18 protein-coding genes and 1 riboswitch are annotated in these 18,671 nt (G+C 40.6%); of the genes, 10 read left to right on the forward strand and 8 right to left on the reverse strand.

What is annotated here, in order from left to right; genetic code table 11:
* Nucleotides 1-29 precede the first annotated feature (29 nt).
* From GO593_RS07740 to ftsW, 5 genes are all read left to right on the forward strand, one after another.
* Nucleotides 30-293, forward strand: a complete 264-nt coding sequence (locus GO593_RS07740) for a FeoA family protein (protein ID WP_002134273.1) — start codon at nucleotides 30-32, stop codon at nucleotides 291-293.
* Nucleotides 290-2,143, forward strand: a complete 1,854-nt coding sequence (gene feoB / locus GO593_RS07745; RefSeq protein ID WP_001278227.1) for a ferrous iron transporter B — start codon at nucleotides 290-292, stop codon at nucleotides 2,141-2,143. Before GO593_RS07740 ends, feoB begins: the two co-directional genes overlap by 4 nt.
* Nucleotides 2,144-2,163: 20 nt before the next feature.
* Complete coding sequence (locus GO593_RS07750) at nucleotides 2,164-2,415, forward strand: DUF6587 family protein (RefSeq protein ID WP_000942501.1); 252 nt, start codon at nucleotides 2,164-2,166, stop codon at nucleotides 2,413-2,415.
* A 160-nt stretch (nucleotides 2,416-2,575) separates the two neighbouring features.
* A complete protein-coding gene (gene murD, locus GO593_RS07755) occupies nucleotides 2,576-3,922 on the forward strand; it encodes a UDP-N-acetylmuramoyl-L-alanine--D-glutamate ligase (RefSeq protein ID WP_000908241.1) in 1,347 nt (448 codons plus the stop codon).
* Between the two features lie 24 nt (nucleotides 3,923-3,946).
* A complete protein-coding gene (gene ftsW / locus GO593_RS07760; protein WP_000907680.1) occupies nucleotides 3,947-5,143 on the forward strand; it encodes a putative lipid II flippase FtsW in 1,197 nt (398 codons plus the stop codon).
* A 49-nt stretch (nucleotides 5,144-5,192) separates the two neighbouring features.
* Here the strand turns inward: ftsW and gluQRS are convergent, their stop codons facing one another.
* The 6 genes from gluQRS to GO593_RS07790 form a co-directional block, all read right to left on the reverse strand.
* Nucleotides 5,193-6,125 (reverse strand): tRNA glutamyl-Q(34) synthetase GluQRS, encoded by a 933-nt coding sequence (gluQRS, locus tag GO593_RS07765; protein WP_000216736.1) that lies wholly within the window; start codon nucleotides 6,123-6,125, stop codon nucleotides 5,193-5,195.
* 2 nt (nucleotides 6,126-6,127) lie between these two features.
* Complete coding sequence (dksA, locus tag GO593_RS07770; RefSeq protein WP_001262524.1) at nucleotides 6,128-6,664, reverse strand: RNA polymerase-binding protein DksA; 537 nt, start codon at nucleotides 6,662-6,664, stop codon at nucleotides 6,128-6,130.
* A 210-nt stretch (nucleotides 6,665-6,874) separates the two neighbouring features.
* Entirely contained in the window at nucleotides 6,875-7,687 is an 813-nt protein-coding gene (gene cpdA, locus GO593_RS07775; protein WP_000143915.1) for a 3',5'-cyclic-AMP phosphodiesterase, read from the reverse strand.
* A gap of 4 nt (nucleotides 7,688-7,691) precedes the next feature.
* Complete coding sequence (locus GO593_RS07780; RefSeq protein ID WP_000029221.1) at nucleotides 7,692-8,318, reverse strand: NUDIX domain-containing protein; 627 nt, start codon at nucleotides 8,316-8,318, stop codon at nucleotides 7,692-7,694.
* Between the two features lie 75 nt (nucleotides 8,319-8,393).
* Complete coding sequence (gene thiC / locus GO593_RS07785) at nucleotides 8,394-10,271, reverse strand: phosphomethylpyrimidine synthase ThiC (RefSeq protein WP_001072861.1); 1,878 nt, start codon at nucleotides 10,269-10,271, stop codon at nucleotides 8,394-8,396.
* 89 nt (nucleotides 10,272-10,360) lie between these two features.
* Nucleotides 10,361-10,495, reverse strand: a riboswitch (TPP riboswitch).
* Between the two features lie 34 nt (nucleotides 10,496-10,529).
* Nucleotides 10,530-11,609, reverse strand: a complete 1,080-nt coding sequence (locus tag GO593_RS07790; protein ID WP_000722618.1) for a hypothetical protein — start codon at nucleotides 11,607-11,609, stop codon at nucleotides 10,530-10,532.
* Between the two features lie 110 nt (nucleotides 11,610-11,719).
* Between GO593_RS07790 and GO593_RS07795 the strand changes: the two genes are divergently transcribed.
* The 4 genes from GO593_RS07795 to phoU all read left to right on the forward strand — a co-directional run bounded on the left by GO593_RS07795 (nucleotide 11,720) and on the right by phoU (nucleotide 15,456).
* Nucleotides 11,720-12,301, forward strand: coding sequence for a TetR/AcrR family transcriptional regulator (locus tag GO593_RS07795; RefSeq protein WP_000999888.1), 582 nt, complete (start codon nucleotides 11,720-11,722; stop codon nucleotides 12,299-12,301).
* Nucleotides 12,294-13,199 carry a DMT family transporter gene (locus GO593_RS07800; RefSeq protein ID WP_000624464.1) on the forward strand — a complete coding sequence of 302 codons (906 nt, stop codon included), beginning with the start codon at nucleotides 12,294-12,296 and terminating at the stop codon, nucleotides 13,197-13,199. Before GO593_RS07795 ends, GO593_RS07800 begins: the two co-directional genes overlap by 8 nt.
* Before the next feature lie 80 nt (nucleotides 13,200-13,279).
* Complete coding sequence (abuO, locus tag GO593_RS07805) at nucleotides 13,280-14,626, forward strand: multidrug efflux outer membrane protein AbuO (RefSeq protein WP_001984569.1); 1,347 nt, start codon at nucleotides 13,280-13,282, stop codon at nucleotides 14,624-14,626.
* A gap of 107 nt (nucleotides 14,627-14,733) precedes the next feature.
* Nucleotides 14,734-15,456 carry a phosphate signaling complex protein PhoU gene (gene phoU, locus GO593_RS07810; RefSeq protein ID WP_000075183.1) on the forward strand — a complete coding sequence of 241 codons (723 nt, stop codon included), beginning with the start codon at nucleotides 14,734-14,736 and terminating at the stop codon, nucleotides 15,454-15,456.
* A 314-nt stretch (nucleotides 15,457-15,770) separates the two neighbouring features.
* Here the strand turns inward: phoU and GO593_RS07815 are convergent, their stop codons facing one another.
* Together GO593_RS07815 and argH are read right to left on the reverse strand one after the other, a co-directional pair.
* The gene (locus GO593_RS07815; protein WP_000089996.1) at nucleotides 15,771-16,040 is read right to left on the reverse strand and encodes an oxidative damage protection protein; all 270 of its coding nucleotides are present in this window, start codon (nucleotides 16,038-16,040) and stop codon (nucleotides 15,771-15,773) included.
* A gap of 9 nt (nucleotides 16,041-16,049) precedes the next feature.
* Nucleotides 16,050-17,483: an argininosuccinate lyase gene (argH, locus tag GO593_RS07820; RefSeq protein WP_000213740.1), complete on the reverse strand. Its 1,434-nt coding sequence runs from the start codon at nucleotides 17,481-17,483 to the stop codon at nucleotides 16,050-16,052.
* Here argH and GO593_RS07825 point away from each other — a divergent pair.
* Nucleotides 17,474-18,613, forward strand: a complete 1,140-nt coding sequence (locus GO593_RS07825; protein ID WP_000269792.1) for a sensor histidine kinase — start codon at nucleotides 17,474-17,476, stop codon at nucleotides 18,611-18,613. The two genes, argH and GO593_RS07825, sit on opposite strands and share 10 nt — an antisense overlap.
* The last annotated feature ends 58 nt before the right edge of the window (nucleotides 18,614-18,671 follow it).

Here is an 18,671-nt window from a genome sequence, read left to right on the forward strand (position 1 = left end):
CTAGTAAAAAAGGTTTAGGATCGGATGCGGTGCGTTTATCAGCGTTGAAAGTGAAGCAAGCGGCGACCATCACCAAAGTGAATCGGATAGAAGTAGAGTCCGAGCAGCAAGATTTGGTCGCAATTCGTTTGGAAAGTCTGGGTTTTGTACCAGGCACACGAGTGGAAGTGATTACCAAGGGTGTTTTTGGTGGTGATCCGATCTTAATCCAAATTGGCTTTACTCGTTTCGCTTTACGTAAAGCAGAAGCGGAAAAAATCGAAATTCAGATAGAAGAAGGAGTACCCGCATGAGTGATGCGTTACGTATTGCCCTTGTGGGAAACCCTAACTGTGGTAAAACCTCTCTTTTTAACCATTTAACTGGAACTCGACAAAAAGTCGCCAACTATGCCGGTGTAACGGTCGAGCGTAAAGTTGGTCATTTTCAGTTACCTTCGGGCCGTTCGGTTCGAGTGCTCGATTTGCCGGGTACATACAGTCTTAATGCGACCAGTCCGGATGAAGCAATTACTCGTGATGTCTGTTTAGGAAAAATAGCGGAAGAGGGGCAACAAGACGCTTTTTTATGTGTGGTTGATGCGACTAACTTAAAATTGCATTTAGGCCTTGTACTCGAAATGATCGAATTAGGTCGTCCGATTTTACTAGTACTGAATATGATGGATGAAGCGCGTCGTCGTGGCATCCAGATTAATACTCAAAAGTTATCTCAACGTTTGGGTGTACCAGTCGTTGAAACAGTAGCTGTCCGTAATGCGGGTATTGAAAATTTATTACATGCCCTTGATCAAGAAAAATACAGTGTGCCACAAACTGAACTGAGTGGCTTAACTGGGACTCATCATCAAAAAATCGATATGATTTTTAAAGATGTTGTTCATTATGTTGATCAGGAAGACAAGCGTACTGATTTTCTCGATCGAATTTTCTTACATCCAGTCTTAGGTCTACTTAGTCTTGCCATCATGATGTTTATTGTGTTCCAAGCAGTTTTTGCATGGGCAGCGCCTTTTATGGATGGTATTGAAGGCTTCTTCGGCTGGCTGGGTGAAGTAGTAGGTTCTGTGATTACACAGCCACTACTGCATAGTCTGGTGGTTGACGGAATTATCGCGGGTGCAGGTGGCGTAGTTGTTTTCTTGCCACAAATTCTAATTTTGTTCTTCTTCATTTTAGTACTAGAAGAATCGGGCTATTTACCGCGTGCAGCATTTTTACTTGATAAATTAATGTTTCAAGCTGGTTTAAGTGGACGTGCTTTCATTCCGTTACTTTCAAGCTTTGCTTGTGCAGTACCGGGAATTATGGCAACGCGTAGTATTAGTGACCCTCGTGACCGTTTTACAACGATTATGGTTGCGCCACTAATGACTTGTTCGGCACGTTTACCCGTATATGCCTTGCTGATTGCTGCATTTATTCCAGAGAAAATGGTCTGGGGTATTTTCAACCTACAAGGACTGGTGCTTTTCGGTCTGTATATGGCTGGGATTGTGAGTGCACTGTGTGTTTCATTCTTAATGAAATTTTTCCAAAAAGATAAGTCTCAACACGCTTTACTGCTAGAGCTGTCGAGTTATCGTTTCCCTGATTTAAAAAGTGTGGGAATCGGTTTGTTAGATCGTGCAAAGATCTTCTTGAAACGCGTCGGTGGAATCATTTTTGCGCTTTCTATTTTGCTCTGGTTCTTGTGTACTTTCCCGCAGCCACCAGAAGGGGCGACATTGCCTGCTATAGATTATAGTTTCGCAGGTATGCTTGGACACCTTATCCAGCCTTTATTCGCTCCAGTTGGTTTTAACTGGCAAATTTGTATTGCCTTAATCCCGGCTATGGCAGCTCGTGAAGTTGTGGTCGCTGCATTAGGTACTGTATATGCCTTGTCGGCAACCGATGAAGATGCGGTAGCACAAGGTTTATCTCATTTAATTAGTGCAGATGGTACAGGTTGGTCGTTGGCAACAGGTTTATCGCTTTTAGTGTGGTTCATTTATGCGCCGCATTGTTTGGCAACATTGGCAACAGTACGTCGTGAAACAGGTTCATGGAAACATGTTGCAGCTATGACTACATATCTGTTTGGTTTAGCTTATTTTGCATCGTTTGTTACCTATCAAATTGCTTCCCACTATTGGGGTTAAAGCAATAAAGGAGGTTGTATATGCTTCAATATCTGATTATTGCGGTTTTAGTGATTTGGAGTGCTGTTGTTGTTTTTAAGAAAGTATTTCCAAAAACAGCAAACTCGGCCTTTTCAGCACTATCCGTTTTTTGTGAAAAGCAGGGTTGGGCAACTTTAGCAAAATGGCTGAAACCAAAAATGACTTTTGGTTGTGCAGGTGGCTGTGGCTGCTCAAGTGAAGATAAACCCACTAATACAGTTCAAGAAATTAAACCAGTTAAATGGCAGTAAATTCAGCCATTCCTGTTTCGTATAAAAAGCCATCATATTGATGGCTTTTTTACGCACTGACACAAAAAAAGATGAATAAAGTTCAAACTGAAAAAGCATTCAAAACAGCAAAGTGCTAACATTTTTGCCATTCTGTCGATTGATAAATTGTGGGGCAAAAATGTTAATACAACGTGGTGGATTAAAAGTTGTAGCAGGCTTGGGAATATCAGGCGTTTCTGCTGTAAATTTCCTGCATGAACAAGGCTACCAAGTTGCTGTAACGGATTCCCGCCCCACACCTCCCGGACACGATCAGATTCCGGCTGGCGTTAAAACCAGTTTTGGTCAGCTTGATCAAGAATTATTATTACAAGCAGAAGAGATTATTTTAAGCCCAGGCCTTGCACCACAATTACCGGAAATTCAGGCAGCTATTGCTAAAGGTATTTCTGTGGTGGGCGATATCCAGTTATTGCGCCGTGCCACTGATGTGCCGATTGTAGCGATTACAGGTTCCAATGCAAAAAGTACTGTAACCACTTTAATTGGCTTAATGGCTAAGGATGCAGGTAAGAAAGTTGCAGTAGGTGGCAATCTTGGTCGACCAGCGTTAGATTTACTTAAAGATCAACCAGAGTTACTGGTGCTTGAGTTATCAAGCTTTCAGTTAGAAACCACCTCTCACTTAAACGCTGAGGTAGCAGTGGTTCTCAATATGAGTGAAGACCATTTAGACCGTCATGGAAATATGCTGGGGTATCACCAAGCAAAACATCGTATTTTCCAAGGCGCTAAAAAAGTTGTATTTAACCGAGACGATGCTTTAAGCCGTCCACTTGTTCCAGATACGACACCAATGCAAAGCTTTGGTTTAAACGCACCGGATTTAAATCAATATGGCGTTTTAAGAGATGCCGACGGTACGCTTTGGCTTGCTCGTGGTTTACAGCGTTTAATTAAAAGTTCAGATTTATATATTCAAGGTATGCACAACGTAGCCAATGCTTTAGCGTGTTTAGCATTGGGGGAGGCAATTGGTTTACCTATGGAGTCAATGCTTGAAACTTTAAAACAATTTAAAGGATTAGAGCACCGCTGTGAGTACGTTAAAACCGTGCATGATGTCCGTTATTATAATGACTCTAAAGGTACCAATGTTGGTGCTACACTTGCAGCAATTGATGGCTTAGGTGCTGCCATTGAAGTGAAAAAAGGTAAGGTTGCACTTATTTTAGGTGGCCAAGGTAAAGGGCAAGATTTTTCTCCTTTACGTTCTTCTATCGAAAAATATGCCAAAGTTGTGGTATTGATTGGTGAAGATGCGCCTGTCATCGAACAAGCCATTCAAGGCGCAACTAAAATTTTACATGCAGCAACGCTTAAAGAAGCTGTCGAGCTGTGTCAACGTGAAACACAGGCTGAAGATGTGGTATTGCTATCACCAGCATGTGCAAGTTTTGATATGTTTAAAAGTTATAATGACCGTGGTCAGCAGTTTGTTGCCTGCGTCAATTCGTTGGTTTAAAGAAAATATGATTAGGAATGTAGTATGGCAGGCTTAGCTCAGACCACAATCCAGAAAATCAATCATTGGTATGAACGGATATTGCCGAAATGGCCAGCGGAAGTGACGCCACGTAATGTCTTGATTTTCTGTGTGGTTGCATTGTTATGTATCGGTTCGGTGATGGTCGCATCTGCTTCCATGCCTTATGCTGAATATATGCATGAAAACCCATTTCACTATGTGATTCGTCATGGGATCTCAATCGTTGCTGCTGGCGTGGTGGCTTATTTAACCTATCGAATATCACTCAATACATGGTTTAAAAATACCTTTCCACTGTGGTTATTAACCATGGTTTTGTTACTTGCGGCTTTGGCTGTAGGTTCGGAAGTTAACGGTTCCACACGTTGGATTAAAATTGGTGGTTTTACCTTGCAGCCAACAGAGGTTGCCAAGGTTATGATGGCCATCTTTACCGCAGATTACGTAGTACGCCGTGCCAAAGAAGTCCGTACCCACTGGAAAGGCTTACTTCGTTTAAGTGGCGTTATGGCAATTACGGTAGGTTTAATTATTGCCGAGCCTGACTTGGGTGCGACGGTGGTTATTGTCATGATGATGGTCGGTGTGTTCTTTCTAGCGGGTGCGCCTCCAACACAATTCTTAATCATGCTTGGTGCAATTGTCACGGGTATTGTGTTTTTGATTTTATTTGAACCTTACCGTTTCCAACGTTTGATTTCGTTTACTGACCCTTGGGCAGACCCATTAGGTGTGGGTTATCAGTTATCAAATGCGTTAATGGCTTTTGGTCGTGGTGAGTGGTTTGGTACAGGCTTGGGGCATAGTGTTCAAAAGCTTTCCTATTTACCAGAAGCGCATACTGACTTTATGTTGGCTGTGTTAGGTGAAGAATTTGGTTTCTTTGGTATTTCGATTGTCATTGGCTTATCTTTCTTGATGCTGGCATGTTGTATCAAAATCGGCCACCGTGCCTTGAAACATCATTATCTTCGCGCAGGCTATTTGGCTTACGGTATTAGTATTATTTTCTTACTCCAGATTTTGGTAAATGCGGGTATGAACATGGGCTTAATGCCAACCAAAGGTTTAACTCTGCCATTTATTAGTTATGGTGGTACGTCTTTAATGATGTGTGCAGCTATGATTAGCTTGATCTTAAAGATTGATGCTTCAACTCAAGAAGTGAACCCTGAGAGGGAAGAATCAAACTTCTAAACCATGAAGCGTTATAAAAAGCCCGATATCAAATCGGGCTTTTTATTATTTATAGATATGTTCCGCAAAGTTGTTGTCCATGAGGAATCAAATCTACATTCCACTGGGTTACCGCCTGCTTGAGCATCACTTCGGGGCGATCTAAATCAACATTTGGTTGACCTAAGGCTTGTATGGCTTGTTGTAGTAACTCAGGAGCTTTAGTTAAATCAAGTGCATGGGCAAGGTTTTGCTTTGAAAGTTTTTGCCCTTGGTCGTTCATGGCGAGCGGAAGATGCATGTAACTCAGCTTAGGGTAGCCGAGGAGTTGACCAAGCCAGATTTGACGCTCAGTGTTATCTAACAGGTCTGCGCCTCGCACAACATGAGTAATGCCTTGTAGGTAATCATCTACGACGACAGCAAGCTGGTAGTTAATAATTCCATCACGGCGTTTAAGGACAAAATCACCAAGGTCATGCTCTAGATTAGAACAATGAATCCCTTGTAGGCGGTCATCGAAACAGATTGGCTGATCTTGAACTTTTACCCGAATGGCTTGATGTTGGAAGTCGAGATGCAAATCTCGACATGTGCCTGCATAGATAGCGTTTGAACCGAGCATTTTACGGGTACATTGACAGGCGTAAACCAGACCCTCTTTTTTAAGTTGGTCTAATACACTTTCGTAAATATCTAGGCGGTCTTTTTGAAAAATGATCTCGGCATCCGGATCGAACTGAAAAGCTTCAAGTGATGCGAGTATATGGTCTTCACTACCGGGGTAGATGCGGGGGATATCTGTATCTTCGACACGAACGAACCATCGGCCTTGATGGGCTCTGGCATCGCAGTAACTGGCAACAGCAGTAATGAGTGATCCGAAATGTAAAGGGCCGGTTGGCGAGGGCGCAAACCGACCTGAGTAGCGAATCAGTGGAACATCGTTTCGCTGATTCGCAAGAGCCGAACTAAGCTCGGCTGGAGAATTCTTAACCGTCACAATTAACCGTTATTTTGCTTCTCTTTAATTTCTGCCAAAGTTTTGCAGTCAATACATAACGTTGCAGTTGGACGTGCTTCTAAACGACGTAAGCCGATTTCGATACCACAAGTTTCACAGAAACCGTAGTCTTCGTTTTTAATCGCTTCAAGAGATTGTTCGATTTTACGAATTAATTTACGTTCACGGTCACGTGTACGTAATTCAATTGCAAATTCTTCTTCTTGGGTAGCACGGTCATTTACGTCTGGCAATGCAGTTGATTCATCTTGCATCGTATTTAAAGTACGATCAACTTCAGACATTAATTCAGCTTTCCATGCTTGCAGAATTTGTCGGAAATGCTCGAGCTGTCCTTCAGACATGTACTCTTCATTTTTCTTAGGTTGATAAGGTGCAATACCAAATAAACTTGCAGTTGAGCCTACGTCAGAAGTTTTAGGTTTCACTTTACGTGCACGTTTTGCAGAAGCTTTATCACCTTCTACTACAACTTCTGTATGTTCATCCAAAACTTGGTTGTGGTTGTCATTCGCCATAATAGGGCATTCCTCATCATACACGTATTATCTATACGCAAAAAATATGGTGATATGCAAGTGTTTTTATAGAAAACCATCGATGGATTTTTCCATCGGGTCGTCATCATATAGATTTTTCCTGCAAGATGATAGTCATTCTGTCCCGTAAATATTTTCAAAACGTGTTTACCCTAGTCATAATTCTTTTGGGTTATATAAACTTTAGGGCTAATAACCTGAAATATCAGTATTTATACGGGTTTTGAAATTTTCAAGGCGAAACACTTTTGTTTCAAAACTACCATCGTTATTCAGACGAATGTAACGATAACCCGGTGCATTTTGGTCGAGTGCAAAATCATTACTAAACGGCTTAAACTGTACACTTGTGGAAGGCGTAGAAAAAAACTCGATACCTTGCCAGATATTAAGGGAATCTTGATGAACATGTCCGCAGACTAGGGCCTTCACGTTTTGAAATGGACTTAAAGTATCTAAAAGTGCATTTGAGTTTTGAAGCTTATGGTGGTCAATCCATTTTGATTTCATGGCAAATGGATGGTGATGACAAGCCAGCAAAACAGGATGATCTGCAAATTGTTCAAGTAAATTCGCTAAATTTTCTAATTGTTCCGAAGACAGATGACCATCTACTTTTCCCTTTACCGCGCTATTTAGCATAATCACACGCCAGTTTCCTAAACCGACAACTACAGGTTGTTGATGGTTTTCGTTATGTAGAGGAAAGTGGTCGACATTGTCATGATTGCCGAGGGTCTGGAAAAAAGGCAGGCCCAAGGTTTGCATAAAATTGATATAACGTTTGTAGGTAATAGGTGTTGGCGCTTGTGCGAGGTCACCGGTATGAATAATCGCATCAGCTTCGGGATGTTGTTTTAGTATCTGTTGAATAATGGCGTGGAAACTTTCTTCAGGATTCATCCCCACAAATTCTAGCTGTGGATACTCCAATAAATGTGTATCGGTAATTTGTATGATGACATGATTTTTTTGTGAAAGTGTTGAGACTTGGAAAGTCACCGTCCTACCTCTTCGGATTTATTATCGTTTTGCTGTGTTGAGCCAGCCATTGTAATGCCATAATAACAGGGGCATTTCTTAAACGTCCGCTGTCGAGTAGTGTTTGAATTTCACTATAACTAAACAAATGCAGCTGAATATTTTCACCCTCATTATCTACCCCAAAAACACCGCCTACAGCAGGTAAATTGGTTTCAGCAACATACAGATGAAATAACTCTGAACAGGCGCCAGCTGATGGGTAAAAACTAAATAGATGTTCTAAATCCTGAACTTCGCAGCCTGATTCTTCAAGACTCTCGCGTCGAATGCAACTTTCTGGTGATTCATTGCCATCTAATACACCTGCGATAATTTCGAGTTGCCATGGCGAATGGGAGTCATCTAAAGCACCAACACGAAACTGTTCAATCAGGGCGAACTGTTGTTTTTGATCATTGTAGAGTAGAACGCCAGCCGCTTCAGGCCGATGCACAAGTTCGCGCTGCAATACAGGAGTATATTCAGATTGATTAAATAGACGATGTCGAAGGCTGACTTTTTCAACTTGAATAAAACCACTGAACAGAGGTTCACGTGATGTTACTTCGACATCTTTAGATGTATAACTTGGACGCTCGACAATACTCATGATTCGATCAGGACGAAATCTATTTATTTCATCCTAACCGAGAATCATGGCTAGGCAAGTGTTTTTTTTGAATATTTACACTTTATGATACAGTTTTTGTCCTTGCTCTTGATAAACCTCTTTCATCGCTTTGAGGCCTTCTTCAACCTCTGAATCGCTATTGGTGAGATTGTTGGCATAGTCACGTACATTCTGGGTGATTTTCATCGAACAGAATTTTGGACCACACATTGAGCAAAAGTGAGCAGATTTATGCGCTTCTTTTGGTAAAGTCTCGTCATGCATGCTGCGTGCTGTATCTGGGTCTAGACTTAGGTTGAACTGGTCGTCCCAACGGAATTCGAAACGTGCTTTAGACAAGGCATTATCACGAACCTGTGCACCCGGATGACCTTTGGCAAGATCGGCTGCGTGTGCTGCAATCTTGTAGGTAATAATTCCGTCTTTCACATCTTTCTTGTTTGGTAAACCTAAATGTTCTTTAGGTGTCACATAGCAAAGCATTGCTGTACCATACCAGCCAATCATAGCTGCACCAATAGCAGAAGTAATGTGGTCATAACCCGGAGCGATATCTGTGGTTAAAGGCCCAAGCGTATAGAATGGAGCTTCTTTACACACTTCCAACTGTAAGTCCATGTTCTCTTTAATCATGTGCATTGGTACGTGGCCCGGACCTTCGATCATGACCTGCACATCATGTTCCCATGCACGGTGAGTCAGCTCACCCAGTGTTTTAAGTTCGCTGAACTGCGCTTCGTCATTTGCATCTTGAATACAACCTGGACGTAAGCCATCGCCTAAGCTAAATGACACATCATAGGCTTTCATGATTTCACAGATTTCATCGAAGTGTGTGTATAAGAAGTTCTCTTCATGATGAGCGAGACACCACTGCGCCATGATTGAACCACCACGAGACACAATACCTGTTAAACGGTTTGCTGTAAGTGGCACATAACGAAGTAGAACACCTGCGTGAATGGTGAAGTAGTCAACACCTTGTTCAGCTTGTTCAATAAGCGTGTCTTTAAAGATTTCCCAAGTCAGGTTCTCGGCAACACCATCAACTTTTTCAAGTGCTTGATAAATTGGTACGGTACCAATTGGAACTGGTGAGTTACGAATAATCCATTCACGTGTTTCATGAATGTTCTTACCTGTAGACAAGTCCATAATGGTGTCAGCGCCCCAACGGGTTGCCCATGTCATTTTCGCAACTTCTTCATCAATTGAAGAACCAAGCGCCGAGTTACCAATATTGGCATTAATCTTAACCAAGAAATTACGGCCAATAATCATTGGTTCAAGTTCTGGGTGGTTAATGTTGGCAGGAATAATAGCGCGGCCTTCGGCAACTTCTTGGCGAACAAACTCAGGTGTAATTTCTTTTAAGTTTTTTGCACCAAAGTTTTGACCTGGGTGCTGGCGCATATCTACAGCTTCACGTTGACGCTGATTTTCACGAATTGCAATATATTCCATTTCAGGCGTGATAATACCTTGCTTGGCATAGTGCATTTGAGTGACATTTTTACCTGCTTTAGCGCGGCGTGGGTTTTGAATATGTGCAAAGCGAATATCAGCAGTACGAATATCTTTTAAACGCTCCTGTCCAAACTTTGAAGTTAGGCCAGAAAGAACGTCAGTATCATTACGCTCTTCAATCCATTTTTGACGAACTGAAGGTAAACCTTTGTTTAAATCAATTTGAACATTCGGGTCAGTATAAACACCTGAAGTGTCATATACCATAATAGGTGGGTTGTGCTCACCACCAAGGCCAGTTGGGGTATCGGTTAAAGAAATTTCTCGCATTGGAACCTGAATATCAGGGCGAGAGCCTTCAATATAAACTTTTTTAGAAGCGGGTAAGATGCGGGTTAAGTCTTTTGCATCTTGTTCATGTTGTGCTGAAATTTCAGCAGAAGAGAGATTCGTTAATTGGTTCATCACATGATCCTTATGAATAACATCAACGAATCAAGCACGACCAAAAACGATGGCGGATTTATCTTGAACTAGATAAATTGAGGGCTTAGGTTTTCAGATGGCTTGATTCCTACGCAGGTCTTAACCTGATCAGGTTCAACGGTACTTGTGATCAAACTGGTGTTGCGATAACACGAAATTTACACAATCTCAGCGAGCTATTACTCGCGCTCCGTCAAGCGATTTAAAGACTAACATGTTTTAGGTTGGCTGGCATTGTCAATTTGTATCTATACAAACCGCATCTATATGGCAGTCACGATAGACTTCTGTGTTCCATGGCGAATCAAATTTTAATAACTGTTCAAGTTGTTCATGCACAATCTGATAGGTAGATTTCTTTTGCCCATTTTCATCAGTTAAATCTATTTTAAATTGCTTATTGCGCTCATCGACAGGGGTGGCAATAAATTTAAGAAATTGTTGGGCAGGTTTCGCTAAACTTGATTGGCTCTGAGTTGATAAAAAGCGGATTTGCTGAAGTGCATCAGGGTCAAACCATGTGTTCGGGGCATATTCATTTGACACAGGTGTGTTATCTAGACCAAAGAAAATGAAGTATCGATATTCATTAAAGAGTAATTTGGCATCATTAATAAAATAACTCTTTGGATATTTTTGAATAAACTTTTCCCAAAATAAAGCACGTTCAGTAAGCTCTTTCCATGAAACAGCCAAAGCACCATCGTTATAGAAAATGTCTTGATTGTCTTTTGCCATACGAGATAAAAATTCTTTCTGGTCAGCGGGTAAAGCCTTAGAAAAAACATCAACTAAGTAGTTTGGCTGGCGGCGATAAGTAAACATACCTTCACCTTGATAGAGCAGGTCAATATAGGCTTGGTCTTCATGTTGAAGTAAATATTGATCACGCGGGCTCAGTTGGGCGAAGAGCTTTTTCTGACTTTGCATGGCCTTTTTAAGGTCTTGTTTCTGTTCTAAAACAGCATAGCCAAATGCTTCAAAAGCTCTCCCTGTTTTTTCAGTGTAGTCTTGTTTTAGAAAACGTTGATACATGGCTGTTGAAGCTTCAATTAGCTTAAGCTGTTCCTCATTTTTTAACGAAGGAACACAGGTTTTAATCTTTTCATTAATTTGATTTAAGTCTTCTATTTTACTGTTCTGATTAATCGTGTGCATGGCTACCATAATTTGTAAGCAGCTACTGTCTCGCTGTTCGGTGGCCTTTTGCGCAGTTGATTTTTGCTCTTTAGATACAGTTTGATCTTGCTGTGATGTTTTATTACAGCCAGTTAAAAGTAGTGCGCCGCACATACTCATCATTAGAATTTTTTTCATCTTTATATTTTTATCGAAATTGATATGGCTCAAATTATAACGCTTAAAAAGATTGCATCACTGTTAGAAATCTTTATTATTAGGTAGGTCGGTCTACTTAGGTAAAAGCTATGAATGATAGAACAGCAAGACAGAAAATTCTCGATGCAGCGGCAACACTGTTTTATAACGATGGCATTACTGCAACAGGAATTAATACGGTTACGGCTAAAGCAGATGTAGCCAAGATGTCGCTTTACAATAATTTTTCTTCAAAAGGTGAACTTGTTGATGCCTATATTGCTGCACGACATCAAGAGTGGTTAGACCTTTATCAAAAGCGTTTAGAAAAAACAAAAACAGCTAAAGAAGCTATTTTGGCCGTATTTGATGCCTATCAAGACCATGCGGAATTTGCCTATGAGAAGGGCTTTCGAGGATGTGGGCTTTTAAATGCTGCCGCAGAGTTTCCCGCGAATAGTTCAGAGCGAAGTTCGGTAAAACAACATAAAGAAGAAGTTGAGGCTATTGTTGCCGAGCATTTAAATCGCTTATTAAAAGATTCACAGCGTGTTAGCTATATCGCCTCACAACTTTCTTTTTTATTAGAAGGCTCTATGGCAAGAGCAGGGCTAGAAGGTAACAGTCGTCAACTTCAATTAGCGAGACAAATGGCAGAAGATATTTTAGATCGAGAATGCCAACATGATTAGCCTTATTAAAAATAGTAGTTATGGTGGCACTATTGCAATTTTAGTGGCCTCTTTCTTATGGGGAACCACGGGGACAGCCGCAGCATTTGCCCCAACACTCGGACCACTTGCAATTGGCGCGGTTGCTATGGGGGGAGGTGGGCTTTTACAGGCATTGATTGCATCTCAGGCCATTCGGGAACACAGACAATTTATTGGGCGAAATATTTCTATTATTCTTTTAGGTGTTGTGGCAGTTGGGATATATCCCTTAGCTTTTTATTCTTCCATGCATTATGCCGGAATTACGATTGGTACGGTGGTTTCAATTGGTTCGGCTCCACTCATTGCAGCAGTTTTAGAGCGATTCTTTGACCGTAAAGTTTTATCTAAAACATGGTTCCTAAGTTTTGTGTTGGGTGTTGTAGGGGTAAGTTTGTTATCTATGGGCGAAAGCCACGCAGCACAAGAGAGTACAAATGAATGGAATAAAATTTTTGGTATTTTTCTTGGGCTGGTAGCGGGTGCAACCTATTCACTTTATTCATGGGCTGCAAAAAGATTAATAGACCGAGGTATTGCAGCTAAAGCTGCAATGGGCATGATTATGGGAGGTGGTGCAGTCATCTTGCTTCCAACTTTATTAATTACAGGTGGTGGGTTACTGCAAAGTTCAACAAATTTACTTGTTGCTGGCTATATGATGCTTATCCCTATGTTTTTAGGTTATTTACTTTTTGGTTTCGGGTTAAAAACTGTAAATGCGAGTAAAGCCACCACTTTAACTTTATTTGAACCTCTTGTTGCAGCGATTTTTGCCATTGTTTTGGTTGGCGAGAGTGTCTCATGGATTGGGTGGGCAGGCATGTTTTTGATTTTCATTTGTATTTTGATGTTATCAAAGCCTGAAAATACATAAAAAATGAAAACTTTTACTGGCTTGAGTTTAAATTAAATTTTTCTTAGTCTTAAAGCCAAGTTTTATCGTTGATTTAAACAATGAAAATAAAATTAATGCTTGTTGCGGGTTTATGGAGTTTTACATCGTCGAGTTTTGCTCTAGATTTAGTTGAAACTTATGAGCGCGCAAAACTAAATGATCCGACGTGGCAAGCGAATCAACAACAGTTTGAAGCAGATCAGCTTAATTTAGGCTTAGCAACAGGCGCTTTACTACCAACAGTTACATTGTCTGGAAATATTACCCGTAATCGACAAACGGTAAAGCGTTCAAATTTTCCCGGTGTTGATCAGGAAGGACTTTCCGATGCTTTGGTAAGTAATACATCGACTACCAAACAAGCAACTTTATCTGCCCGTCAGCCTCTTTTTCGTATGGATGCATGGGAAGGTTATAAACAGGTTAAAACTTCGGTTGCTCTTAGTGAAATTACTTTAAAACTGCAAAAACAAGATCATGTTTTAAATGTAGCTGAAGCCTATTTTAATGTACTGCGTCAACAGGCACTTACCGCTGCATATTTACAAGAAGAAAAAGCTTTGCTTGAACAGCTCAATATGATGAACGCCAAGCTTAAAGAAGGGTTGGTAGCACGTAGTGATGTGAGTGAAGCAAATGCCCAGTATCAAAATGCCCGAGCCAACCGTATTGCTACCAATGTGCAGCTTCTATTGGCTCAAGAGCAACTATCTGAATATATTGGTCCTTATCAAGATAGGCTTGCTGTATTGAGAAGTGATTTTATCTTTCAAAAACCTTATCCGGCACAGCTCGATGAGTGGTTAGGATTAGCCCAACAGCAAAATTTAAAGATTCAGCAAGCACGTTTACAAAAGCGATATGCTGAAGATCAACGTCGTGTGGAAAAAGCTGCACTTTATCCACAGATAGATGCAGTGGCGAGTTATGGTTATACCAAACAAACGCCCGAAACGCTGATTTCGACTGATGGGAAGTTTGATCAGGTCGGGGTAGAGATGAACTGGAACTTATTTAATGGAGGCCGGACTCGAACTTCTATTAAAAAAGCCAGTGTGGAGTTAAATAAAGCGCAAGCCCAACTTGATGCGGCCATTCGCCGTGCCAATGTCGATGTGAAAAGTGCTTTTATGCAGGTAGATACTGACCGAGCAAAACTTGAAGCAAGAAAGGCAGCAATGGACTCTTCAGCACTTGTTTCTCAAGCTTCAAAAGCAAGTTATAACGAAGGCTTAAAAAGTATGGTCGATGTTTTATTGGCGCAGCGTAATGCTTTTTCAGCAAAACAGGATTATCTTAATGCTCAGTATGACTATTTATTAAATGTATTACGTTTAAAAGCGGCTGTAGGTCAGCTAGGGGAAAAAGATCTAGTTGAATTAAACAGCTGGTTAACGTATCAGTAATAAAAAATGCTTTTATCTGAAATTTAATTTTGTCATAAAAATTTAATGATTGATGTGTTTTAATGCTCAATCATTTTATCCCTGCGCCATCATGTTGGAGGCTTCCCTTGAGTCCGAGTAATCCGGTGTTAAGCCATCATATTTCTTCTCAATTTAATGAAGATTTGCAAGATGTGAACACAAAGTTTATGACCATGGGTGGCTTGGTCGAACAACAGGTTGCCAATGCAATTCATTCTTTGCTTGATACAGATGCGAACTTAGCAATTGATGTTCAATTTAAAGATAATGCGGTCAATCAATACGAACGTGATATTGATGAAGGGCTGACGCTGATTTTGGCACGTCGTCATCCGGCAGCAATTGACTTGCGTATGGTAATTGCTATGAGTAAAGCCAATACTGACCTAGAGCGTATTGGGGATGAAGCTGCAAAAATTGCCCGTATTGCGCAAAATCTATGTGAAGAGGGCGGTTCTCCTCGTGGCTATATGGAAACACGTCATATTGGTAACCAAGTACGCGTCATGATTCATGACGCACTTGATGCTTTTGCACGTTTAGATGCAGATCAGGCATTACGTGTACTTTTAGCCGATGCTGACATTGACCGTGAATATCAGTCGGCAACGCGTACTTTAATGACTTATATGATTGAAGACCCACGTCATATTGCTCGTGTGATTAATGTCATGTGGGTTTTACGTTCTTTAGAGCGTATCGGTGATCACGCTCGTAATATTGCTGAACAAGTCATTTACATGGCAAAAGGCTTTGATGCACGTCATACCAAAATTGAAGAAATTGAAGCAAAAGTACACGAAAAGTAATATGTGAGCTGAGATATTTAAAGGCCTTGTTTCAGACAAGGCTTTTTTATTTTTTTAAATAATAGATAAAAAAATGTCCCGAACTTTGGGGGGAAGTTCAGGACAGAAAATCAAGTGCATTAAGAGAAAACACGACAGGGATCGTGTCTTACTTGCTATGAATTGATATTAAAGTTTCAGCCATTTCATGTCATGTAGAGTCCTGTGCGCTCTATGTAAGGCTTTATATGTTTGTGTAAGTTTCACGTAAAAAAAGGCAGGTCTATGTATATAAATCTGCCTTTTTAAAAAATGATGGGCTTGGAATAAACCTGTTATTCTGGTTTCCAGCCTTCCGCTTTTTCAACGCTCTCATCATTATTGAAGAACTTCTCACGTTGCTCTTCAAGGAATTTTTTCGCTTCTGGTTCAAACACGTTTAAACGCTTTTCATTAATTAGCGTAGTTTGGTGCTGTAACCATTCTTGCCATGCTTGCTTAGAAACATTTTCAAAAAATTCTTGGCCTTTGGCACCTGGAAATGGAGCAAAGTCCAATCCTTCCATTTCCTTTTGGTATTTACGGCAAAATACTTGTCGACTCATTTTGTATCCTTAAGCGTATAACTGTTCTAGACGTTTATGGGCACGTGCAATCGCAGCTTCAACCTGTTTTGGTGAAGTTCCGCCAATATGATCACGTGCATTTACCGAAGCTTCTAGTGTCAAAGCTTTATCAAATACATCTGCTGTAATTAGGTCAGAGAATTGTTGTAATTGCTCAAGTGTTAACTCAGATAAATCTTTTTCTTCAGCAACACCTAATGCAACAGCTTTACCTACAATTTCATGCGCATCACGGAACGCAACGCCTTTTTTCACTAAGTAGTCAGCAAGATCAGTTGCTGTAGAGAATCCGCGAAGAGCAGCTTCACGCATGATTTCAACATTTGGAACCAATGCAGGGATCATGTCGGCAAACGCCATGAGTGAACCACGAACGGTATCAATGGCATCAAATAAAGGTTCTTTATCTTCTTGGTTGTCTTTGTTGTACGCCAGTGGTTGACCTTTCATAAGCGTAAGTAAGCTAATTAAGTCACCAAATACGCGGCCAGATTTACCACGGATGAGTTCTGGAACATCTGGGTTTTTCTTCTGCGGCATGATTGAAGAACCAGTACAGAAGCGATCAGGAATATTTACGAATTTAAACTGTGCAGAAGTCCAAAGAATAAGTTCTTCAGACATACGCGATAAATGCATCATGATTAAAGATGCTGCTGCATTAAATTCGATAGCAAAATCACGATCAGATACAGCATCAAGAGAGTTTTCAGATACAGCTTCAAAGCCTAGTAACTCTGCTGTATAAGCACGATCAATCGGGTAAGTTGTTCCAGCGAGAGCCGCAGAACCAAGTGGCATACGGTTAACACGCTTACGGCAGTCTTGAAGACGTTCAGTATCACGAACTAACATTTCAAACCATGCCAACAAGTGATGGCCGAAAGTTACCGGTTGAGCTGTTTGTAAGTGTGTAAAGCCAGGCATAATAGTATTTACATTTTTGGCAGCCAAGCCCAACAAACCTTTTTGTAAACGCTCTAATAAGCCTAAAATGTCGTCAATTTCGTCGCGGAGATAAAGACGGATATCAGTTGCAACTTGGTCGTTACGGCTACGACCAGTGTGAAGTTTTTTACCTGTAATACCGATACGTTGAGTCAAACGTGATTCAATGTTCATGTGAACATCTTCAAGATCGATACGCCATTCAAAAGTTCCAGCTTCAATTTCTGCACGAATGGTGCTTAAACCTTCAATAATGTCGTCTCGTTCTGCTTCTGTCAGTACGCCAACTTTCGCAAGCATGGTAGCATGCGCAATAGAACCAGCGATGTCTTGCTTATAAAAACGCTGGTCAAATTGAACAGAGGCGGTAAATTCGGCTACAAAAGCATCCGTCGCTTCAGAAAAACGGCCACCCCACATACCTGAGGTTTGGTTTGGGGCTGCTGAATTAGGGGGATTTGAAGATGTGGTCATGGTGGCTCAGTAAAATAAAAAAGAGTATATCACTTGCCGAAGCTCAACAAACAAAGTTGTTTTCTACAGCATATCGAAATCAAAATTCCTCCTATTTTTTTACGAAAATTGATCGTTGGCAACATTTATTAGAATTAATTATCGCAAGTAATGTTTTAGCTCTGGTTTTAGCTTTGGCTGAAGCACAGTCTTGGCATGCATTAAACGGCTCACGTCTTTTACAATACATCGTTTTTATTAACTGGGTGATTTTGTCTTTTTTTGCCTTGGTTGAACATTTTCAGGATTTTTTTAGTCAGCTACAGCAAAAATATGCTTTGATAATTGGCTTTGTTATGCTGCAAGCGATAGTTGTGGTAACCACCATAATAAGCAATTTTTTTCAGTTTGGAGTTTTGAAAAAAACATCTGTTATAGCGCAGGACTGGAGCATTTATTTTACCAATGTCCCTTTATATTTAAGTTATGGAATATTATTAGGGGCCTTTTGTCTGCGTTATTTATATGTTCGAGAACAATGGTTACACCAACAATATGCAGAATTAAATGCCCGTATTCAGGCAATGCAGGCTCGCATTCATCCTCATTTTTTATTTAATAGTCTAAATAATGTGGTGAGTTTAATAACGATAGATCCAGATAAAGCAGAAAGTATGTTAATTAGCCTGTCACGACTGTTTCGGGCGAGTTTTCAAGAATTAAAATTAGTGAGCTTGCATGAAGAAATTGGGCTTAGTAAGCAATATTTAATGATTGAGCAAATACGTTTGGGCGAGCGTTTAAAAGTCGAATGGAAAGTGGAAATTGAACCTTTGCAATTAAAACAGGTCACTATTCCTTTATTGACATTACAACCTTTATTAGAGAATAGTATTTTTCATGGGGTAGAGCCAATGATGGGTAAAGCAACCATTGGGGTATTGGTTGAAATATTGCAAAATCAGGTCAGTATAGTCATTACCAACCCTTATACACACGATACAATAAATTCACGGAAAGGGCATGGAATCGCTCTTGAAAATGTTAAACAGCGCTTAAAAGCGTATTATGGGAATTCAGTGAGATTCCAGGTATATAAGGGTGAGGCTTTATATACCACTATTATGAGCTATCAATACCAATCAAAATAATAAGTCAGTCAGAGTTAACCATAAAAAAATGGACCAAGTTAACGGTGACAAGGAGGAT

It is taken from the genome of Acinetobacter baumannii (assembly GCF_009759685.1).
Taxonomy (GTDB): Bacteria; Pseudomonadota; Gammaproteobacteria; order Pseudomonadales; family Moraxellaceae; genus Acinetobacter; species Acinetobacter baumannii.

Coding starts and splice junctions, on each gene's coding strand:
- murD (WP_000908241.1), top strand. CDS start 2,576: ATGTTAATACAACGTGGTGGATTAAAAGTTGTAGCAGGCTTGGGAATA.
- argH (WP_000213740.1), bottom strand. CDS start 17,483: ATGACCACATCTTCAAATCCCCCTAATTCAGCAGCCCCAAACCAAACC.
- dksA (WP_001262524.1), bottom strand. CDS start 6,664: ATGGCGAATGACAACCACAACCAAGTTTTGGATGAACATACAGAAGTT.
- GO593_RS07795 (WP_000999888.1), top strand. CDS start 11,720: ATGAATGATAGAACAGCAAGACAGAAAATTCTCGATGCAGCGGCAACA.
- feoB (WP_001278227.1), top strand. CDS start 290: ATGAGTGATGCGTTACGTATTGCCCTTGTGGGAAACCCTAACTGTGGT.
- abuO (WP_001984569.1), top strand. CDS start 13,280: ATGAAAATAAAATTAATGCTTGTTGCGGGTTTATGGAGTTTTACATCG.
- GO593_RS07815 (WP_000089996.1), bottom strand. CDS start 16,040: ATGAGTCGACAAGTATTTTGCCGTAAATACCAAAAGGAAATGGAAGGA.
- GO593_RS07750 (WP_000942501.1), top strand. CDS start 2,164: ATGCTTCAATATCTGATTATTGCGGTTTTAGTGATTTGGAGTGCTGTT.
- thiC (WP_001072861.1), bottom strand. CDS start 10,271: ATGAACCAATTAACGAATCTCTCTTCTGCTGAAATTTCAGCACAACAT.
- ftsW (WP_000907680.1), top strand. CDS start 3,947: ATGGCAGGCTTAGCTCAGACCACAATCCAGAAAATCAATCATTGGTAT.
- GO593_RS07825 (WP_000269792.1), top strand. CDS start 17,474: ATGTGGTCATGGTGGCTCAGTAAAATAAAAAAGAGTATATCACTTGCC.
- GO593_RS07800 (WP_000624464.1), top strand. CDS start 12,294: ATGATTAGCCTTATTAAAAATAGTAGTTATGGTGGCACTATTGCAATT.
- GO593_RS07780 (WP_000029221.1), bottom strand. CDS start 8,318: ATGAGTATTGTCGAGCGTCCAAGTTATACATCTAAAGATGTCGAAGTA.
- GO593_RS07790 (WP_000722618.1), bottom strand. CDS start 11,609: ATGAAAAAAATTCTAATGATGAGTATGTGCGGCGCACTACTTTTAACT.